Below are 20,571 nucleotides of genomic sequence, written 5' to 3' on the forward strand. Positions count from 1 at the left end.
GCGGGCCGACTCAGCGCGTGAGCAACGTCGCGCGCCCGTGGTCCCACGCCAGCCCGACCTGCTCGCCGACGCGCGGCGTGAGCTCGCGCGGACAACGCACGGTGAATTCGGCAACGCCGTCGGCCTGCATGTCCGTCGTTCCCAGCGACACGATGGCGCGCGTGTCCGAGCCGAGGAATACGACTTCGCGAATCGTGCCGGCCAGCGCGCCCGCCTCGGGCGATGTCAGTCTCGCGGCCTCGGGACGCACCAGCAGACTGGCGTTGCCGGCGGCCGGCAGATCCGGGCTCGGGCCGATGGGCACCAGACGGCTGCCCACGCGCAGCGCCACACGACCGTCGGCCAGTCGCTCGACCACGCCGTCGAGCAGATTGGAATGACCGAGAAAGTCGGCGGCAAAACGCGTCGCCGGCCGGTCGTACAACTGCGCCGGCGTGCCGATCTGTTCGATGCGGGCCTGGTTCATGAGGCAGATGCGGTCTGACAGCGTGAGCGCTTCGTCCTGATCGTGCGTGACGTAAATGAACGTCGCACCCAGCTCCTGATGCAACCGCCGGATTTCCAGTTGCATGTGCTCGCGCAGCTTCTTGTCGAGTGCGCCGAGCGGCTCGTCGAGCAGGATGATCGAGGGACGGAAGGCGAAGCATCGCGCCAGCGCGATGCGCTGCTGCTGGCCGCCCGAAAGCTCCGAGGGCAAGCGCTGTGCGAAGGCCTGCATCTTCACCATCGCGAGCGCCGCATCGACAGCCGGCGCGAGTTCGGCGCGCGGCAGCCTGCGCATGCGCAGGCCGTAGGCCACGTTGTCCCACACGGTCATGTGGGGAAACAGCGCGTAGCTCTGGAAGACCATCCCGATGCCACGTTTGCCCGGCGCGTCGTGCGTGGCGTCGCGTCCGTCGATCAGCAATTGGCCGGCGCTGGGCTCGACCAGCCCCGAGATCATTTGCAGCAGCGTGGTCTTGCCCGAGCCGGACGGCCCGAGCAAGGTAAGGAATTCTCCGGCCGCGACCCGCAGGTCGGTCGGCAGGAGCGCGGGGGTCTCGCGATACGTCTTGGCAAGCCCGATGGTTTCCAGTTTGGTACTCATGTCTCGACTCATCCTGCTCTGTGGCTCCGACGGTTTACGACAACAGCCAGGCGTTGAAGCGCTCGGTGGCCTTCGTGCGGTTCTCGGCCCACCACTGCGGGCTCGGCAAACGCATGCCCTTCAGGTTGGCCGGCGCGGTGGGCAACAGCGGTACGCGATCTTTCGGAATGCCGTCGAACGCCTTCAGGTTGGTCGGACCGTACGCGAGGTCCTGCGTAATGAGCGCCTGACGCGCCGGATCGCCGCAGAAGCGCACGAACTGCTTCGCGAATTCGGCACGCGGGGTGCCCTTCGGAATGCCCCACCCCTCAATGGAATACAGCCCCTGGTTCCACACGATCTTCACCGGCGCCTTGTTGTCGATGGCCGCCTGCGCGCGACCGTTCCACGTCGACATCATGTCCACGTCGCCGCTCTGGATGGCCTGCATGGCCTGGGCGCCGGACGTCCACCAGAGATTGATGTGCGGCTTGATCCTGTCGAGCGACTTGAACGCGCGGTCGAGATCGAGGGGGTACAGCTTGTCGATGGGCACCCCGTCGGCCATGAGCGCCTGTTCGAGCGTGTCGAGCGGACTGCGACGCAGCGAGCGGCGGCCGGGGAAGCGCTTCACGTCCCAGAAGTCGGCCCAGGTCTGCGGCGCTTCCTTGGGGAACTTGTCGGTGCGATACGCCAGCACGGTCGAATACACGTCGACACCGAGCCAGTCGGGCGTGACGGCCTCGGGCATGATCCCGGGGAAGTCGGCGGCCTTCATGCCGACGGGCTCGAGAAAGCCCTTCGACTCGAGATACGGAATGTCGGCGGAGAGCGTGAGTGTCGTCACGTCCCACACGAAGTTCTTCGTCTGCACCATGGCGGCAAACTGCGCCACCGGCTGCGAATCACGCGCCACGCTCACCACCTTGATGCCAGTGGCCTTCTCGAACGGGTCGTAGAACGCACGGCGGTAAGCCGAGGTGTACGGCCCCCCCGGGTCGGAGACGATCAACTGGCGCGCCTGCGCGAAGGCGGTGCGCGAGGCGGCCAGCGGCAAGGCGGTGGCCAGCGCGGTGGCGCCAGCCATTTGCATCAGACGGCGGCGGGACGGATTGTGCGGGTCATGCGAGTGGGACATGGGGAAACTCCGCTAGCGTGTGGACAGACGCGGCGCGCTTGTCCTGTTCTGGTGACCGCCCGGTCTCACGCGAAGCGAGACGAGGCGGTGGGCATCGTCAGACGGTACCGGCCGCGGCTCAGGCCTTGACCGCCTCGGCCTTGGCCGCGCGCTTGGCAAAGAATGCCGCCATCATGCGCGCCGGCTCGCCCGACTCGTACGACTCGCGCTGGATGCGCATGCCGGCTTCGATGGCGTCCTGGAACGTGGCTTCGGTCATTTCGCGGAAGCGTTGCTTGTCCAGGCGCATCGCCACCGGCGGCTTTTCCGCCAGCTCCGAGGCAATCTCCATGGCCTTTTCGAACACCTTGTCCTCCGGCACGAGGTGATGGATGAGCCCGAGGCGATGACACTCCTCGGCATCCATCAGCCGACCGGTGAGCGTGAGCTCGATCGTGCGCGACAGACCCAGCATGTGATTCATGATCCACGGGCCGGTGGTACTGGCGATCCCGGCGTTGATCTCCGGTTGTCCCATGCGCACGCCCGGGTGTCCCACGCGAATGTCGCCGAGCAGCGAAACCTGGAACGCCGACCCCGCGGCGGTGCCGTTCAGCGCCATGACCAGCGGCTTCTTCAGGCTGCGGATCACGTCGTAGTAATGCTCCCAGCCCTTGATCCATTCGATCGCAGTGTCGCCATCGAAGTGCTTGGCTTCGGCCAGATCCTGACCGGCCGAGAACGCGCGCCCGGCGCCGGTCATGATCACGGCCGCCACGTTGTCATCGGCGTTGAATCGCTCCAGCGCGGCGATGATCAGCTCGCGCATGGCGATGGTCCAGGCGTTGAGCGCCTGCGGACGATTCAATGTGATCACGGCGACCTTGCCGACCTGCGTGAACAGCACTTCCTGCTCGGTTTGCTTACCTGTCTCGCTCATTTCAACTCCAAGGACCCGCACGCGTGACCTCACACGTGCATTGAGAAGGCGACGATGCGACCGATGCACCCCGGGAGGTACGGCTCGATGCACCTTCGACGATTTATCGCTAAACAGTTATCTCAGTGCAATAACTGTTATTTGACTGAAATATAGTTATTTCAAAAAAATGGCGCAAGTCGAATCGCTTCAGGGTTTACCTCATGGGGTTGCACCTTCGACGGCCAGGGACGCATGGGGCCAGGCAAGGTGCTTCGCGTGCCCTGCGTTCGATGGACGAAAAAAAAGCAGCCCATCAGGGCTGCTTTTTCGTCTTGCTGCGTGGCCGCCGCGGAACGCGGCCGACGGTTCAGCGCACTTCTTTCTGCTTGCGCATGCGACGTATTGCCTGCAACTGGGCGACCGCCTCGGCCAGCTCCGCCTGCGCCTTGGCATAGTCGATATCGCCCGACTGCTGTTCGAGCAGTGCCTGGGCCTCCTCGCGGGCGCGTTCGGCACGGGCGTGATCGAGACTGTCGGCGCGCATCGCTGTGTCGGCCAGCACGGTCACACGATCCGGCTGAATTTCGACGAAGCCCCCCGCGATATACAGATAGGTCTCGCTGCCGTCGGCGGCCTCGATGCGCACTGTCCCCGGCCGCACGCCGGTGAGTAGCGGCGTGTGTCCGGGGAGCACCCCAAGTTCACCCTGTGCGCCGGGGACTTCCACGAAACGCGCTTCGCCCGAAAAAATCGAGCGCTCGGTACTGACTACATCCACCATGAGCAATGCCATGTATTTCTCTTCTCCCTGCGATGACGCAAATCTGTCGGTGATTTCGCCTGCATCGCGAAACGCGTCGGCGCATCGTTGGCGCGACGGATCCGGCGAACGGGGTGCGGCAGCCGCCGCAGTCCCGGACGTTACAACGTACGCGGCGGCGCCACGCTCAGGTCGGCAGCCATTTTCATCAGCGACTCCCAGATCGGGAGTGTCAGATCGACATGATCGTGATGCTTCCTGCGATTCTCCGCTTCGTACTCGCCCGGATACTGCACCCGGTCGAAGCCCGGTTGCGGCGGACACGATGTCAGATAGTCGATGAACGCCTCGACCTCGTGCGAGCGCCAGGTCGCCGCGAAGTCGACTTGCGGGTTGAGCACGATGGCGAACATGTTGTTCGTCGCCACGCCCGCACGCGGATGTTCCGGCTGGATCGTGCCACCCCCGGAGAGCACGCCCGCGAGCAGTTCCGTCACGATCCCCAGCGCATAACCTTTGTGTCCGCCGAACGGCAGTAGCGCACCAAAGGGTTCGGTGAACAACGCACTCGGATCGGTCGACGGGTTACCGTAGCCGTCGATGAGCGCCCCCGGCGGCGCCTGCCTGCCTTCGGCGGCCAGCACTCTCGCCTTGTTGATCGCGATTGCGCTGGTTGCCATGTCCACCACCAGCGGCGCACGGTTGTTGGGCAACGGGCCCGCAAAGCAAAGCGGATTGGTCGTGAGCCGCGGCTCGGAGCCACCGTACGGCGCCACCATCGGCTGACGGTTCGTGACGTTCGTGAACGCCATGAACACCAGCCCCTGGTGCGCGCACATCTCGCCGTACTGGCCCATGCGGCCCAGGTGATGGCTGTTGCGCAACGTGAGAATCGCCACGCCCTTGTCGAACGCACGGGCAATGGCGCGCTCCAGCACGACCTTGCCCACGTGCTGCCCGAAGCCGCGATTTCCCTCGTACAGCAGCAGGTTGCCGTGGTCGGTCAGCACGCTCGGGCGTCCGATCGGATTGACCTGGCCGTCCTCGAGCACCTTCCGGTAGGTCGGCAGGATCGAGAGTCCATGGCTCGCGTAGCCCACCCGGTCGGACTCCACCAGGTGCTGCGCGACGTCGACCGCAATGTCCTCGGGTACACCTTGCGCGAGCAGCAGCCGTTGGCCGAACTCGACGGCATCTTTCAACGGGATTCGCATATCGCCTCCTTGCGCTTCGGCGCCGGTCACAACCAGCCCAGCCAGCGCCAGTAAGTTGCTGCGAAGGCCAGCAGCAATACGTAGCCCACCAGGGTGATCACGATCCCCACGCGCGCGAACTGCTTCGCCGTGAAGGTATCGGTCCCGAGACACACCATGTTCTGCGGCGCATTGATCGGCAGGATGAAACCGAAGCTCACGGTGAAACCGAGCAGCATCGTCATGCCCAGCCGGTTGAAGTCGCCCGGCAATGTTTGCAGCACCGAGATCAGGATCGGCAGCATCGCGGACGTCAACGCCGTCGCGCTGGCGAAGCCGAGGTGAATCAGGATGAGGAAACCGGCGAGAATCGCGAAGACCCACAGCGTGGAGAGCGAATCCAATCCGGTGGCGGCGACCACGTGGTTGCCCAGCCACTGCCCTGCCTGCGTGGTCAGCAGCGCGGTGCCCAGACTGATCCCCACGCCGAACACGATCACCGTGCCCCAGGGAATGCGCGTCTGTACCTCCTTCCAGGTCATCACGCCGAATCGCGGCAGCATCAGCACCACGAGACCGACATAGGTCACCGAAGTGGTATCGAAGCGGTGCAGCTTGCCCTCGGTCGCCCAGAACAGCAGCAGGCCGATCGACACGGCGAGCAGGCGCTTCTGGGCGCTCGTCATCGGGCCCATTTCACGCAACTGCGCTTCCACGGCCTCCTTGCCGCCGGCAATGGCGTCGGCTTCCGGGGGCATCAGCTTGAGCACGAGCACGACGAGCACGATCGACATGATGATCGCCCACGGCGCGCCGGCGACCAGCCACTCGGCCCACGTGATGCGATCGCCGAGCATTTTGTCCATGAACCCGACGGTCAGCAGGTTTTGTGCCGCCGCGGTCTGAATCCCCACGTTCCAGATACTCGTGGCCTGCGCGACGATGATCATGATGCCGGCGGCGATGTTCGAACGCTTGTCCACGCCGAAGGCGGCAATCACGCCCATCATGATCGGCACCACACACGCGCTGCGGGCGGTCGCGCTGGGCACCACGAGCGAGAGGAGGATCGTCACGGCGATGGCCCCGACCATGACGCGTCGGGTGCTCGTGCCGATTCTTGACAGCGTGACCAGTGCGATGCGGCGGTCGAGCCCGGTGAGCGTCATGGCCGCAGCAATGAACAAGGCGCCGGCCACGAGCGCGAGCGCGGAGTTCGAGAAGCCCGCGAGCGCCATGCTGATCGCGCGCGAGGTCCCGTACTCGACACCGGGATCCTGGATCGTGGGCGCCGTGCCCACGAGAAACGCCATCAGCGAAGTGATGATGATGGCGCTGGCTTCGTACGATACGGCTTCCGTAATCCATACCACCACGGCAAACGCGAGAATCGCGAGCATGCGATGACCCGCGACCGGAAGGTCGTCGGGCATGGGAATGAGGAGCACCGCAATCATCACGATGACACCGGCAATCAATCCGATGGGAATCGCTTTCTTCTGGGGAGGGGTTTGCACAGTCACGTCAGGCGTGCTCATAGGGGGCTCCGGAACGGAATGGCATGCCGGCAGCTGGCATGTCTTGAGGAAAGGCCACGCTTGAACTGCGGGTTAATCCTAACCGCATTGATCTTGGCGAGGCAAGCGCGAGAGAAAGTACGGGAGCGCGACGCGGCCCGGCAGACCGCCGCACATGCCAGGCACGCGGCGATGGGTCATGCGGGAGAGGTATCCGGCAGACGTGCGTACGGCGCCGGACCAACGCGCGGAACAACGACTCAGGACGGCCTAGAAACGCAGTCCGAAGTATTCGGGCGAGCCGATGAAGAGTTGTGTGCTGAGGATGGGATTGGACAACGCACGATGCCAGACGGTCTGGTACAGGCCGGTCAGCCCGGCACGAGGCCCGGTGATCGCACCGTCCGTTGCGCCCGCGACACCGGCGCTGCCAATCGTGTGCCCGAGCGTGCTGCCATTCACGATGATCGGTTCGGACGCCCACGCCCCCGCTTCCTCGAACACGTCGCGCCAGGGCGCCGGCGCGGCGCCGGCAATGGCTGCGGGAGGGGAACCCGGTGGGGCGAAGGCCGGCGCTCGGGCCGCACGCTTCACGCGCGCGGCCCGCGACGGCCGGGTGCCGTGCCGGGCGCTGGCCGACGTGGTCTTCTTGCCTGCCGAAATCCCCGAACGCACGCCGGGGTCCGGCAGATTCGCGGCATGTGCCGATGCCGGAATCCAGAAGCCACACGCGATCGTCAGCGCCACCGTGGCACCCATCAGACGGGAGAGCGACTTTGTCATGACATCCTCGTGTGCCGGCGGTGCGTTCCGCCTGTCTTGCGATGGACGACGCAACTTTCGGGCCACGAGCGGCAACTTGTTGATTCTTATGCACTTCCAATTTCACCATTCGCGCAACACCGAGCGTATTCCCGAGAAGTGTTTCATTTCAGAAACGTCCGGCCGTCGCGCGTGACCCGGCGGCGACACCTCGTGAACGGCCTCGTGGGCCGCGCATCCCGTGCGCCGACGGCGTCCTGTTCGACTTTCGACGTCTCCGATTGTCGACTTGCGTTTCATCTGACGCATTGATGTGAGTCAACAAAAATGTACGACCGTGCGAAAACACCGATTGACGAAAGCATGTGGATCCATGTGTCCCCGTAGGGGCAACATCCGACGCGGCTTCGGACAGATCCGAAAGCGCGATGCGCCTGCCACGCGGGGCCCGCGTCTCTGGCACAATCGGTCAAAGTCATCAGCGACCCACATTGCGGCACCTCGGATTGCTTCGAGGCCCGACACATGTGTCGCAGACCTTCAGGAGTCAGCAATGCCCCAGTTCGATGTGGATCTGTTCGTGATCGGTGCCGGTTCGGGCGGCGTGCGCGCCGCGCGTGTTGCCGCGCAATATGGTGCCCGCGTGAAAGTGGCGGAGGAATTTCGCGTCGGCGGCACCTGCGTCATTCGGGGTTGCGTGCCGAAAAAGCTACTCGTCTACGCGAGCCGCTTTGCCGACGAATTCGAGGACGCTGCCGGCTATGGCTGGCAAGTGCCGCCGCCGCGCTTCGACTGGAGCACCCTCATCGCCCGCAAGGACAGCGAGATCGCACGACTGGAGAACATCTATCGCACCAATCTCGAACGTGCGGGCGCGGCGCTCGTCGAGGCGCGCGCCGTGGTGGAGGGGCCGAATACGGTCGTGCTGCCGGCCACGGGCGAGCGCATCACCGCACGCCACATCCTGATCGCCACCGGCGGCAAACCGGCCGATCAACCGCACTTCGTCGGCCGGGAGCATGCGATTTCATCCAATGAGGTGTTTCATCTGGAATCGCTGCCTGAGCGCATCACGATCATTGGCGGCGGCTATATCGCGCTGGAATTCGCGGGTGTGTTCGCCGGCCTCGGCTCGAAGGTCACGCTGGTGCACCGTGGCCCTCACCTGCTGCGCGGCTTCGACGAAGAAGTTCGCACCTCGCTCGAAGCCGCCTATCGCGAGCGCGGGATCGACGTGCTGCTCGAACGCACGATCGAGCGCGCGGACAAATCGCACGACGGCCTGAAAATCACCCTGTCCGATCGCAGCACGCATGTCACCGATGTACTCCTGAGCGCCGCCGGCCGCGTGCCCTATACACAGGGATTGGGATTGGCCGCGAGCGGCGTCGCACTCAACGACAAGGGAGCGGTCATCGTCGACGAGTTCTCGCGCACCAACGTGCCCTCGATCTTCGCCGTGGGCGACGTCACCGACCGGGTCAATCTCACGCCGATGGCGATCCGCGAAGGTCAGGCGTTTGCCGATACGGTATTCGGCGAACGCCCCACTCGCGTCGATCACAGGCTGATTCCGACGGCGGTGTTCAGCACGCCCGAGATCGGCGTCGTTGGGCTGACCGAGAGCGAAGCACGCGCGCTCCATCCACAGCTCAAGGTCTACAAGGCGTCGTTCCGTCCGCTCAAGGCCACACTCTCGGGCCGCACGGAGAAAACGCTGATGAAGCTGCTCGTGGACGGAGCGACAGACAAGATCGTTGGGGCGCACATGGTGGGTGACCATGCGGGCGAACAAGTCCAGTTGCTCGGCGTGGCATTGTCGATGGGCGCCACAAAGGCCGATTTCGACCGCACGCTCGCCGTGCACCCCACGGCCGCGGAGGAATGGGTCACCATGCGCACGCCCGTGGCCTGACGTGCCGTCGCGCTCATAGCCCCTGGTACCACACGCCGACAATCGCGACCGGCGTGAGCGCCAGCAGCAGCAAGCGCCATAGCGGTGCAAACCACTGCGAGCGCGAGCCGTCCAGGACGCTGCGCGCCGTCGGCCAGATACACGCCCCGACGAAGTAAGCCACGCATAGTCCGCCCGCGGGCATCAGCAGATTGACGGTCACGTAGTCCATCAGGCCGAAAATGGTGCGGCCGAAGATTCGGATGTCCGACCAGACACCGAACGACAAGGCCGCCGGTGCACCGAAAACCAATGTCGCGCCAAGGACCGCGGTGACCGCGGACCGACGATGCCAGTGATATTCGTCGATCAGGAAGGCAGTCACCGGCTCGAACAGCGAGACGGCCGACGTGAGTGCTGCGAAGAGCAGCAGCAGGAAGAATGCGATGGCCACGAGATGGCCGAACGGCATCTGCGCGAAGATCGCGGGCATGGTGATGAACGTCAGCCCCGGCCCCGCATCAGGCGCAACGCCGAACGCAAAGACGGCCGGGAGAATCATCAGGCCTGCCAGGCAGCATGCCAACGTGGCCAGCGTTGCGACCCACACGGCCGACCCTACCAGTCTCGCGTCGCTGGGAAGATAGGACCCGTAGGCGACGATCATGCCTGCGCCGAGCGACAGCGAGAAAAATGCCAGCCCAAGCGCTTCGATCAGCGTGCCGCCGGAAATCGCGGAAAAGTCGGGCGTCAGGAACCAGGCAACGCCGGCCATCGCTCCCGGCAATGTCAGCGCGCGCGCGATCACCAGCAGCATCAGCAGGAAGAACGCCGGCATGAGCCACTTGCCCGCCCGTTCTATGCCTTTTTGGACACCCGCCGCGACAACGACGGCCGTCAGCCCGAGAAACGCCCCCATGCTGCCGAGCGATGCCGCAGGGTCGGAGATGAACGCGGAAAATTCGCCGACGAGCCGATCCGTATCGTTGGCCAGTATGCCGCCCGTGACGGCGCGCCACAGATAAGCCACGGTCCAGCCCCCCACGACAACGTAGAACGACAGGATCGCGAACGCATTGAACGTGGCAATTCGGCCGACCCACGCCCAGCGCCGACCACCCAGCGCTCTCAACGCCGTGGTCATCGACTTGCCTGTGAGGCGTCCGATGGTCATCTCGGCGAGCAACAGCGCCACGCCGAGCGTCAGCACGCAAGCGAGATAGATCATGAGGAATGCCCCGCCCCCGTGCGCTCCCACCACATAGGGAAACTTCCATACGGCGCCGAGACCGACGGCCGAACCGGCCGCAGCCAGCACGAAGCCGAGCCGGGATCCCCAGGTAGCGCGGACGGTGGTGTCGTCGGTCTCCGACGCCATGGACGATGGCGCCGGACTCGCGGGCGGACGGATGGGCATATGGGACACGTATTTCCTCCGGAAACGGACGTACGCGCCTCGCGAAACGTTGTCCGCTGAGGTCACGACATGGCATGGAACGTGGCGTCAGGCAGATTACCGGCACGACGCGGCATCGCCGCCAGCGTGCTGCGGCGCGTGTGCATCGGTGCGCGACACCATGGGGTGGCCGAAGAGTCTACGCGGGAAGGGTTGCGCAAAGCTTTAGGAAAGCCCCCAAAAGCAGGACGGCACCCGGGCACTGTGGGCTCACGCCCTTCCCGCCAGGCGCCCGCTGGGCGGCAACGCCGGGGCGCTTCGTCAGAAAGCGGGCGACGTCAATGACCGAGCGGAACTTCGCCGGCCGACGCGGAACGGGTACCCGGTGTGGGGGGATTACTTTCGCCGCGATACGCGAACACGACGGAGAACTTCGTGGTGTCGCCTTCATTGCGACCTGCGGCATGGAAAAGCCCGCTATGGAACAGCACGACGTCGCCCTGCGCGAGCTCGACCTGTTTGCCGCGCGCAACGAGCGCCTGGTTGGCGGGCTCGTCGGGACGCAGAAAGTCGAGCGAATCGAGTTGATGGGGCTGCAATTGCTCGCGGTGCGAGCCCGGAATGAAGCGCAGTGCACCGTTGGCACGTGTTTCCGGTCCCAGTGCGAGCCATACCGAGACCAGCGAATTGTGCGGAAACGACCAGTAACGGATATCGCGATGCCAGCCGGTCGCCGTGCCGAAATGCGGATGCTTGGTCATGACGCAGTTGTGGTGTGCCAGTGTGAGCACTACGTCTTCGCCGAAGATCTGGGCGAGCGATTCGATCAGGTCCCGGCGCGTCGCCCAACGTCGCAGCGCATCGCCCCGATCGTAGGCCTTGAGCAGTCGCCGCACGGTCTGTCCGCCCTCGGCTTCCCGCGACGACGGCGCGCCGGCATAGCCTACATCCGCCTCGAATTCCAGCGGCGGCGTCGCCGACGCCAGTTGCGCTCGTGCATCGGCCAGAATCGCCTCGCAGTCGGCCTGCGCCACATAGTGCGGGAGAATCAGATAACCGTCGTTACGGAAGGTTTCGAGCTGCGATGCGGTAAGCGCCATGATGGTCGGCGAAGCGGAGGGAAAACTGGACGTTGAGGGGGATTCGCTGATGTTACCGGGTAATTCGAAAAGACGTGCGCCGCCTGGGTCGGGACATGGTGTCTCGATGCACGCTCACGCCGCGCGCTTGCGTCGTCGTGGCGGCAGTTCGGCAGCGCGCTTGCGTGCCGACTGGAGTTCGGGCTGAAGTTCGGGCTGCGGCACGTCGGTGCCCGGCAGCGATGCCTGAGGGTTGCCGGTGGGGCGCGGCGTGTCGACCACACTGCGCAGACGGTCAAGCTCGCGAGTGAGTTTCGCCAGTTGGTATTCGAGCTGGCAGTTCCGTCGGTACAACGTGCGCATCTTCTGGCTGAGCGCCTGCGTCTGTGTCCAGTACTCCGGATACATGACGAAGCGCCCATCCGGACGCTCGACGACGCCCAGCCCGCTCTGCCCCATCACATCGATGGTTTCCAGCGCGTAGCGTCGAACCTTTTTAACCGTACCTGCCGCCATTTGTGTCCTACAGTCCCAGCCTGAGAAAGTCAGGCGCGGCATTTTGCCATGAATTCGGCCCGGCCGGGCGTCAAACCCGGGCTGGGCCAGAGATATATTTCCTGGTCGACGGCCCCGTCAGGCGGGGCTGTGCGCCCAATCCACCGGGATTGGCGCGCAATCGGCCGACATTGCCTGCCAATACGCGGCAACTGCGAGCGCGGCAACGGCGAGCGCGGCGCCAAACCTGCCGGCACCGTCGTCGCATCATGGCTTCGGCGTCTTGCCGGTATCGATCGATACCGGATCGCTCGCCGGGAACGTTTCCTCGAGTCCTTCGTCGAGCCGTCCGGACGTTGTGGGTTTGCTCGCCGCCGGATGCCTGGGCTTGTCGATCTCGATGGACACGGGGTCGCTCGCCGGGAACGTTTCCTCGAGCGCTTCGTCGAGGTCGCGTTCCACTTCATCCTCCTTGTGAGGAGGCTGCTGCCCGGGCTTGCGCGTAGGGGTATCGCTCATCAAGTCCTCCGCTCGTTAAAGGCCGCGCCGCAGCACGGCCGACACCCCTACTATACCGCGAGCAGCGTACCCTCGGAGCCGAAGCGACCGTCGCTGGCTCAGGCGGCCGGCGCTAGCCGATCGCGATAGCGCGCGAGCGCTTCGCGCACCAGCGGATGCATGTCCTCGGCCTCGGACGTCTGCAACATCGCCAGAATCTGAGCGCGCATGCGGGGGTCCCAGAACTTGCGCAGATGCGACGCCACTTCGCTCAGCGCTTCCTCACGATCCGGAAGCGATTCGAAAAAGTCGGCGATGCGGTTGGCCATGCGCACGAGGTTGTTGCCGTCCATCTCAAATCTCCCTGTCAGACACGCTCGTCGAGCGTCGCACCGCCCGCATAGATCACACACTGCTCGCCACGCACGAACCCCACCAGCGCCACGCCGGCCGCAGCCGCCGTGCGCACCGCCAGCGCCGTCGCGGCAGACACGGCGGCGACCATCGGAATCCCGACCTGCGCCGCCTTCTGCACGATTTCCACGCTGGCGCGACTCGTCATGAGCACGAACCCGCTATCGAACGCCGTTCCTTCTCGCGCGAGCGCACCGATCAGCTTGTCGAGCGCGTTATGCCGTCCCACGTCCTCGCGCAGGCAAAGGATTTCCCCCTCAGGCGAACACCACGCCGCTCCATGCACCGCCCCGGTCACGCCATTCAGCGGCTGGCGTCGCGACAACCCCTCGTGCGCCGCGGCAAGCGCCGCGTGCGTCACGCGCAACGGCTCGCCGGCCGCGGGCAGCGGGCGCAACACCTGATCGAGGCTCTCGGTGCCGCACAAGCCACAGCCTGTGCGGCCAGTGAGATTCCGGCGACGTTCCTTGAGTCCGGCAAACGCGCGCGACGACACTTCGAGATGCGCGGTAACGCCCAGCGACGTCGCCGAGACATCCACGCCATAGCACTCGCGCCGGTCGTTCAGAATCCCCTCCGACAACGCGAATCCCAAAGCGAAATCCTCGATATCGGCGGGCGTGGCCAGCATCACCACATGCGAGATCCCGTTGAACTCCAGCGCCACCGGGACTTCCTCGGCCAATTCGTCGCTCGCGTGTTGCCATGCGCCGCGCCGGAAACGGCGCACGGCAAAAGTCGCGTGCGACGCAAGACTCTCGGGAGCGATGGCGGCAGGCGCCACATCGCACACCGGCGCGGCAATATCGTCGACGCCCGCGACGCGGGCAGTATCGCCCGGGCCGGATTCACGTAATGCGTTGGTGGTGCTGGACATCGTCTGACGCTGACTCCCTGCGGTTTGACCGACCCCACCCTACTTCGCCGGTGCCGGCTCGGACGCCCCGGAGGCGCTGCGAGCCGCATCGAGCAATTCGAGCTGCGTGCGGTTGAATGTCGAATATTTCGCCTGCCATGCGGAGGGTTGCACCACCGGCAACACCTGCACCGCGGTCACCTTGTACTCCGGGCAGTTGGTCGCCCAGTCCGAGTTGTCGGTCGTGATCACGTTCGCCCCCGACTCGGGGAAATGGAACGTCGTGTACACGACGCCCGGCTGCATCCGTTCGCTGATGACCGCGCGCAAGACCGTTTCGCCCGCCCGGCTGCGAATGCCGACCCAGTCGTCGTTCTTGATCCCCCGCTCCTGTGCGTCGTGCGGGTGGATCTCGAGCCGGTCCTCATCGTGCCAATGAACGTTGTGCGTGCGTCGTGTTTGCGCCCCGACATTGTATTGCGAGAGGATGCGACCCGTTGTGAGCAGCAGCGGATAGCGCGGCGTGACCTTCTCGTCCGTGGGCACGTAGCGTGTGATGATGAAACGCCCCTTGCCGCGAACGAATTCGTCCACGTGGATGATCGGCGTGCCGTCCGGTGCCTCGTCGTTGCATGGCCATTGGAGGCTGCCCGCCTCATCCAGACGCCGATAACTCACGCCACGGAACGTCGGCGTGAGCCGCGCGATCTCGTCCATGATCTCCGACGGGTGCGCATATGGCATGTCGTATCCCAGCCGCTTGGCCAACGCGATCGTCACTTCCCAGTCGGCCATGCCCGGCAGAGGTGCCATCACGCGTCGCACACGCGAAATCCGGCGCTCCGCATTGGTGAACGTGCCATCCTTTTCGAGGAACGTCGTGCCCGGCAGCAGCACGTGCGCGTACTTGGCGGTCTCGTTGAGGAAGATGTCCTGCACGACGATGCACTCCATCGCCTCCATCGCCGCCGCCACATGCTGGGTGTTCGGATCGGACTGGACAATGTCCTCGCCCTGGCAGTACAGCCCTTTGAAGCTGCCGTGGATCGCCGCATCGAACATGTTCGGAATGCGCAATCCCGGCTCGGCCTGTAGCGCCACGCCCCATGCCGCCTCGAATTCCTCGCGCACCAGCGTGTCCGACACGTGGCGGTACCCCGGCAATTCGTGCGGGAACGAGCCCATGTCGCACGAACCCTGCACGTTGTTCTGCCCGCGCAGCGGGTTCACGCCCACACCTTCCCGTCCGACGTTGCCCGTGGCCATCGCCAGATTGGCAATGCCCATGACAGTGGTCGAGCCCTGCGCGTGCTCCGTCACACCCAGCCCGTAATAGATCGCGGCGTTGCCGCCGGTGGCATACAACCGTGCCGCGCCGCGAATCTGGTCTGCCGGCACACCGGTCACCACGCTCACGGCTTCCGGCGAATTTTCGGGCAGCGCCACGAAGTCGCGCCACTGAGCAAACGCCCGATCCTCGCAGCGCTCTGCAATGAACGCCTCGTCGAGCAGTCCCTCGGTCACGATCACATGCGCAAGCGCGTTGACCATCGCCACATTGGTGCCCGGGCGAAGCGGCAGGTGGTAGGCGGCCTTCACGTGCGGCCCATCGACGATATCGATACGGCGCGGATCGATCACGATCAGCTTCGCCCCCTCGCGCACGCGGCGCTTCAGGCGCGAGGCGAAAACCGGGTGCCCGTCGCTCGGATTGGCGCCCATCACGAGAATGACGTCGGCGTGCTCGATCGACTTGAACGTCTGCGTGCCGGCCGACTCGCCCAGCGTCTGCTTGAGCCCATAACCCGTGGGCGAGTGGCACACGCGCGCACACGTGTCGACGTTGTTGTTGCCGAAGGCCGCGCGCACGAGCTTCTGCACGAGATAGGTCTCTTCGTTCGTGCAACGCGAAGACGTGATGCCGCCGATCGCGTCGCGTCCATACTTGGCCTGGATGCGCCGGAACTCCGACGCGGCGTGGTCGAGCGCCTCGTCCCACGACACTTCACGCCACGGGTCCGTGATCTTGCTGCGAATCATCGGCTTCGTGATGCGCTCCTTGTGCGTGGCATACCCCCACGCGAAGCGCCCCTTCACACAAGCGTGCCCCTCGTTCGCACGACCGTCCTTGTAGGGCGTCATGCGCACCACTTCGCCGCCCTTCATCTCGGCCTTGAACGCGCACCCCACGCCGCAATACGCACACGTCGTGACCACGGCGTGCTCGGGCTGCCCCATCTCGATCACGGTCTTCTCCTGAAGTGTCGCGGTCGGACACGCGCTCACGCACGCCCCGCACGACACGCATTCCGAATCCATGAACGGCTGGTCCTGACCGGGCGAGACGCGAGCCTCGAAGCCCCGCCCCGAGATCGTCAGCGCGAAGGTGCCCTGCGTTTCCTCGCAAGCACGCACGCAGCGGTTGCAGACGATGCACTTCGACGGGTCATACGTGAAGTACGGATTCGACTCGTCCTTCGCGCTGTGAATGTGATTCTCGCCGTCGAAGCCGTAGCGTACTTCGCGCAGTCCGGTCACGCCGGCCATGTCCTGCAATTCGCAATCGCCGTTGGCGGCGCACGTCAGGCAATCGAGCGGGTGATCGGAGATGTAGAGCTCCATCACGTTGCGCCGCAAATCCTGGAGTTTCGGCGATTGCGTACGCACTTTCATGCCCGCTTCGACCGGCGTGGTGCACGACGCCGGGAAGCCGCGCCGCCCCTCGATCTCGACGAGGCACAGACGGCACGACCCGAACGGCTCCAGGGAGTCGGTCGCGCACAGTTTGGGGATGTTGACGTCGGTACCCGCCGCCGCGCGCATGATCGACGTGCCGGCCGGCACGGTCACGGTCTGACCGTCGATCTCCAGCGTGACCTCGACCTCGCTCTTGCGCGCCGGCGTGCCCATATCCGGGCCATGGCCGGGCATGACTTGTACATTCGGATGGATCATCTGTCGTCCTCCTCTTGGGCCGCACGTGCGTCAGGCGGCTTCGGCGCATCCCGCGCCATCGGGCAGACCGAAGTCCGCCGGGAAATGTTCGAGCGCCGAGCGCACGGGGAACGGCGTCATGCCCCCCATGGCACACAGCGAGCCCGAGACCATCGTGTCGCAGAGATCGTGCAGCAGCCTGACCTGACGCGGCGAACTGTCGCCGTGCCGGATCCGATCGATTACCTCGACACCGCGTGTCGACCCGATGCGGCATGGCGTGCACTTGCCACACGACTCGATCGCGCAGAACTCCATGGCGTAACGAGCCAGCCCGGCCATGTCCGCCGTATCGTCGTGCACGACCACGCCGCCGTGACCGACCACCGCGCCCAAAGCCGCGTAGGCCTCATAGTCCATCGGCACATCCCACTGTGCGCTCGGCAGATACGCGCCTAGCGGACCACCGACCTGAATGGCCTTGGCCGGACGCCCGCTTGCCGTACCGCCGCCGAAGTCGTCGAGCAGCGCTCGCAGCGTCACCCCGAACGCCAGTTCCACGAGCCCTCCGCGTCGGATGTTTCCGGCGAGTTGCACGGGCAGCGTGCCCTGCGAGCGGCCCATCCCGTACGAACGGTAAGCCTGCGCACCGTGCGCAAAGATGAATGGCACGCTCGCCAGCGTAATCACGTTGTTGATCAATGTCGGCTGACCGAAGAGGCCGGACAGAGCAGGAATCGGCGGCTTGGCCCGCACCACGCCCCGCTTGCCTTCCAGGCTCTCGAGCAACGCCGTTTCCTCGCCGCAGATATAGGCGCCGGCCGCCTTCGCGACCCGCAATTCGCAGGCGCGTCCCGAGCCAAGCACGTCGGCGCCGAGCCACCCTTCGCGGCGGGCGACGGCGATCGCGGCTTCCATCGCGGCAATGGCGTGCGGATATTCACTGCGCACGTAGACGATGCCTTCGCTCGCCCCCACGCTCAACGCCGCGATGATCATCCCTTCGATCAGGACGAACGGGTCGCTCTCCATGATGAGCCGGTCGGCGAACGTTCCCGAGTCGCCTTCGTCGGCGTTGCAGACCACGTATTTGCGCGACGAGTCGGCGCGGCGCACCGTCTGCCACTTGATGCCCGCCGGAAACGCCGCTCCGCCGCGGCCCCGCAGACCGGAGTCGAGTACGGTCTGGCACGCTGCCTGTGCGTCGAGAGCAAGACAGGCGCGCAGGCCGGCCAGCCCGCCATGAGCCTCGTAGTCCGCCGGGTCGAGCGGGTCGGTCACGCCCACGCGGGAGAATGTGAGGCGCTGCTGGCGCGCCAGATAGGGAATCGCGTCGACCCGCCCGACACACGCGGGCATGGGCGCCTCCCAACTTCCGTCGGGATCGCCGGCCAGCACCGTCTGCGCGGCGTCCTGCGTCGCTCTCGCGGGCCACCCACTGTCAAACAACGCGGCGACCTGCGAAGCCTGCACGTTGCTGTAGCCCACCCGTCCCGCCGGCGTCTGCACCTCCACGAGCGGTTCGAGCCAGAACAAGCCGCGCGAACCGTTGCGCACGATGTCGAGCGCCACGCCGCGGCGCGCCGCTTCCGCCGCGACGGCGGCGGCGAGCCTGTCGGCCCCCAACGCGAGAGCCGACGAGTCGCGAGGTATATAGACGCGGTACGGGCCGCTCGCAGCCGCTGCACCGGCGCTTTGCATGACCGAATCAGGCATCACGAGTCTCCTCCTTCGCGGAAGCGAGCAGCGCGTCGAATCGGACCGGACTCACGCGCGCGTGCAATTCGCCGTTGATCGTCACTGCCGGCGACAGGGCGCATTGCCCCAGGCAATAGACCGACTCGACGCCGACGCCGCCGCATGCCTCACCGTCGATTCGCGCACCAGTGCACGCTTCGACATGCGCGACGAGCGCCTCGCCGCCGCGACTGCGGCAAGCTTCCGCGCGGCAGACCTGCACCACCGTTGCCGGCGGCGGCGCGCTTCGAAAGTGGTGATAGAACGTGATCACGCCATGGACTTCGGCGCGAGAAAGATTCAGGGCGGCGGCGATCGCGGGCACATGGGCCGGATCGACATAGCCTTCGCTGTCCTGCAACGCATGCAGCAGCGGCAACAACCCATGTGCGCTGCCGGCGTGGCGAGCCAGCAGCGGCGCGAGCGTCGCGTGGGGTGTGGGCACCATCTCGAGTATCTCCTGGGGCGAACCGCGTCCCATATGTTTCTCATTGCATATGATGACCGCCGGTTCCTGGGGGCTCAACACTTAGGACAGTAGTCCAAATGGCCCGCGCCAACAAGCCTCGTGGAAACACCGATGGCTCGGCGATGGCCCGGCGATGGCTCGATTATCGAGCCTTTGCTGCGCAGCACCATGCAACAACCTCGCAACCCGCGCGGACCGGAGCTTTCTCACTCGGAATTGTTGTGCACACAATATGCACGACAATTCATATGAAAAACTTACCCCAGCGAAGGAAACGCTTCGGACAACGGCGCCACCTGTCCGGTCGCGGCCTCGCTGTATCCCGGTATGGCATGCACCGCCTGCCGGTACTCGCCACTCTGAAGAATCTCGAGCAACGCCTGAAGGTGCGGCGATTCGCTGCCGCTCTCGGGGAACATGAGGCAATACCGTTCCGTGAGGATCGGCAGAAAGTCGAGCCCGAACTGGCTCGCAGCCGCCTCGATGGCCAGACCGGCGTCGGCGCGACCGCTCGCGATGTAGGCGGCGACGGCGGCGTGCGTGAACTCGATGTTCTCGGCGCCCGCGATCGCGCCCGGATCGATCCCTTCGCGCGCGAGCAACAGATCGAAGATGATGCGCGTACCCGACCCGCGCTCGCGATTGGCGAAACGCGCACCGGTGCGGGGCAGATCGGCCAGCGAGTGAATGCCCAGCGGGTTGCCGCGCGCGACGATCAGCCCCAGGCGTCGCGACGCGACGTCCGCCACGCGATACGCCTTGCCCTTGAGCAGCGGGCCATAGTGATCGAGCACCGGCGCGGCCAACGGTCCGATGGGCACATGAAAGCTCGCCACTTCGCATTCATGCTTCGCCAGCGCCGCAATTGCCTCGATGCTGCCCCGATAGCTGACGTCGATCGGCAGACCGGCCCGCCCCGCGAAGTCGACCAGCGCCGCCACGGCCAGGCCGTGGCTGGCAAACAATCGCAGTTGATCGCTCTCCTGAAGCAGCAGATCGTCGAGTTCCGATTGCAACTCCGAGGCCATCGTCTCGAGCAGCGGGCCGAGCCGCGCCTGCAATCGCTTTTGCCCCCACAGCAGACGCTGCGCCAACGGCGTAAGCACCGCCCCCCGCCCACGCGCCATGGTCAGCAGCGGCGCACCGATGAGCGCCTCCACCTCCTTCACGTGCCCCCATGCTCCCCGGTACGACTGCCCGAGCGCCTGACTGGCCGCCTGAAGGTTGCCGTGCGCCTGGACCTGCGTTAGCAACGACAGCACCTTGTCCAGCGCAAGATCGTCCGCGTCGTGACGCAAACGCAGTTGCGGTGCAATCGAAATGCGCTTCATCGAGCCCCCTTATATGCTATTAATTGCATAAATCAATTTATGCGAATTCCTGATAAGATGCCAACAAACACCGAATTTAAAGGGATTCATGCTTGCGCATCGAGATGAATTTTACGTTTCGATGCAATTAA

The 20,571-nt window shown here is 65.2% G+C and carries 18 protein-coding genes; 1 reads left to right on the top strand and 17 read right to left on the bottom strand.

Annotation, left to right across the window (positions count from 1 at the left end; translation table 11 throughout):
* Positions 1-10: 10 nt before the first annotated feature.
* The 7 genes from W930_RS0109750 to W930_RS0109780 form a co-directional block, all read right to left on the bottom strand.
* On the bottom strand, positions 11-1,087 hold the full coding sequence (locus W930_RS0109750; RefSeq protein ID WP_023874213.1) for an ABC transporter ATP-binding protein: 1,077 nt from the start codon (positions 1,085-1,087) through the stop codon (positions 11-13).
* 34 nt (positions 1,088-1,121) lie between these two features.
* Entirely contained in the window at positions 1,122-2,204 is a 1,083-nt protein-coding gene (locus W930_RS0109755) for an ABC transporter substrate-binding protein (protein WP_023596136.1), read from the bottom strand.
* A 118-nt stretch (positions 2,205-2,322) separates the two neighbouring features.
* A complete protein-coding gene (locus tag W930_RS0109760) occupies positions 2,323-3,123 on the bottom strand; it encodes an enoyl-CoA hydratase/isomerase family protein (protein ID WP_023596137.1) in 801 nt (266 codons plus the stop codon).
* A gap of 349 nt (positions 3,124-3,472) precedes the next feature.
* Entirely contained in the window at positions 3,473-3,898 is a 426-nt protein-coding gene (locus tag W930_RS0109765) for a F0F1 ATP synthase subunit epsilon (protein WP_023596138.1), read from the bottom strand.
* Between the two features lie 128 nt (positions 3,899-4,026).
* Entirely contained in the window at positions 4,027-5,079 is a 1,053-nt protein-coding gene (locus W930_RS0109770) for an Ldh family oxidoreductase (RefSeq protein WP_023596139.1), read from the bottom strand.
* Between the two features lie 26 nt (positions 5,080-5,105).
* Positions 5,106-6,596, bottom strand: coding sequence for a DASS family sodium-coupled anion symporter (locus W930_RS0109775; protein WP_023596140.1), 1,491 nt, complete (start codon positions 6,594-6,596; stop codon positions 5,106-5,108).
* 249 nt (positions 6,597-6,845) lie between these two features.
* Complete coding sequence (locus W930_RS0109780) at positions 6,846-7,358, bottom strand: hypothetical protein (protein ID WP_023874211.1); 513 nt, start codon at positions 7,356-7,358, stop codon at positions 6,846-6,848.
* Between the two features lie 532 nt (positions 7,359-7,890).
* On the opposite strand from W930_RS0109780, the gene gor reads away from it, so the two are divergent.
* On the top strand, positions 7,891-9,252 hold the full coding sequence (gene gor / locus W930_RS0109785; RefSeq protein ID WP_023596142.1) for a glutathione-disulfide reductase: 1,362 nt from the start codon (positions 7,891-7,893) through the stop codon (positions 9,250-9,252).
* 13 nt (positions 9,253-9,265) lie between these two features.
* Here gor and W930_RS0109790 read toward each other — a convergent pair whose 3' ends face one another.
* From W930_RS0109790 to W930_RS0109835, 10 genes are all read right to left on the bottom strand, one after another.
* Positions 9,266-10,648 carry a sodium-dependent transporter gene (locus tag W930_RS0109790; protein WP_025249226.1) on the bottom strand — a complete coding sequence of 461 codons (1,383 nt, stop codon included), beginning with the start codon at positions 10,646-10,648 and terminating at the stop codon, positions 9,266-9,268.
* Positions 10,649-10,965: 317 nt separating this feature from the next.
* A complete protein-coding gene (locus tag W930_RS0109795) occupies positions 10,966-11,727 on the bottom strand; it encodes a phytanoyl-CoA dioxygenase family protein (RefSeq protein WP_023596144.1) in 762 nt (253 codons plus the stop codon).
* A 114-nt stretch (positions 11,728-11,841) separates the two neighbouring features.
* A complete protein-coding gene (locus W930_RS0109800) occupies positions 11,842-12,222 on the bottom strand; it encodes a hypothetical protein (RefSeq protein ID WP_023596145.1) in 381 nt (126 codons plus the stop codon).
* A gap of 246 nt (positions 12,223-12,468) precedes the next feature.
* Entirely contained in the window at positions 12,469-12,720 is a 252-nt protein-coding gene (locus tag W930_RS0109805) for a hypothetical protein (RefSeq protein WP_023596146.1), read from the bottom strand.
* 98 nt (positions 12,721-12,818) lie between these two features.
* Positions 12,819-13,052 (bottom strand): formate dehydrogenase subunit delta, encoded by a 234-nt coding sequence (locus W930_RS0109810; protein WP_024788684.1) that lies wholly within the window; start codon positions 13,050-13,052, stop codon positions 12,819-12,821.
* Between the two features lie 14 nt (positions 13,053-13,066).
* Positions 13,067-13,990 carry a formate dehydrogenase accessory sulfurtransferase FdhD gene (gene fdhD, locus W930_RS26880; RefSeq protein WP_023596147.1) on the bottom strand — a complete coding sequence of 308 codons (924 nt, stop codon included), beginning with the start codon at positions 13,988-13,990 and terminating at the stop codon, positions 13,067-13,069.
* A 39-nt stretch (positions 13,991-14,029) separates the two neighbouring features.
* A complete protein-coding gene (fdhF, locus tag W930_RS0109820) occupies positions 14,030-16,924 on the bottom strand; it encodes a formate dehydrogenase subunit alpha (protein WP_023874206.1) in 2,895 nt (964 codons plus the stop codon).
* Positions 16,925-16,954: 30 nt separating this feature from the next.
* Positions 16,955-18,604, bottom strand: a complete 1,650-nt coding sequence (locus W930_RS0109825; protein ID WP_051399356.1) for an NADH-quinone oxidoreductase subunit NuoF — start codon at positions 18,602-18,604, stop codon at positions 16,955-16,957.
* A gap of 7 nt (positions 18,605-18,611) precedes the next feature.
* Complete coding sequence (locus W930_RS0109830; RefSeq protein ID WP_023874204.1) at positions 18,612-19,088, bottom strand: NAD(P)H-dependent oxidoreductase subunit E; 477 nt, start codon at positions 19,086-19,088, stop codon at positions 18,612-18,614.
* Positions 19,089-19,366: 278 nt separating this feature from the next.
* Complete coding sequence (locus tag W930_RS0109835; protein WP_023874203.1) at positions 19,367-20,440, bottom strand: substrate-binding domain-containing protein; 1,074 nt, start codon at positions 20,438-20,440, stop codon at positions 19,367-19,369.
* Positions 20,441-20,571 lie beyond the last annotated feature (131 nt).

Origin of the sequence: Pandoraea sp. E26, assembly GCF_000681415.1 — a bacterium.
GTDB classification, from domain to species: Bacteria; Pseudomonadota; Gammaproteobacteria; order Burkholderiales; family Burkholderiaceae; genus Pandoraea; species Pandoraea pnomenusa.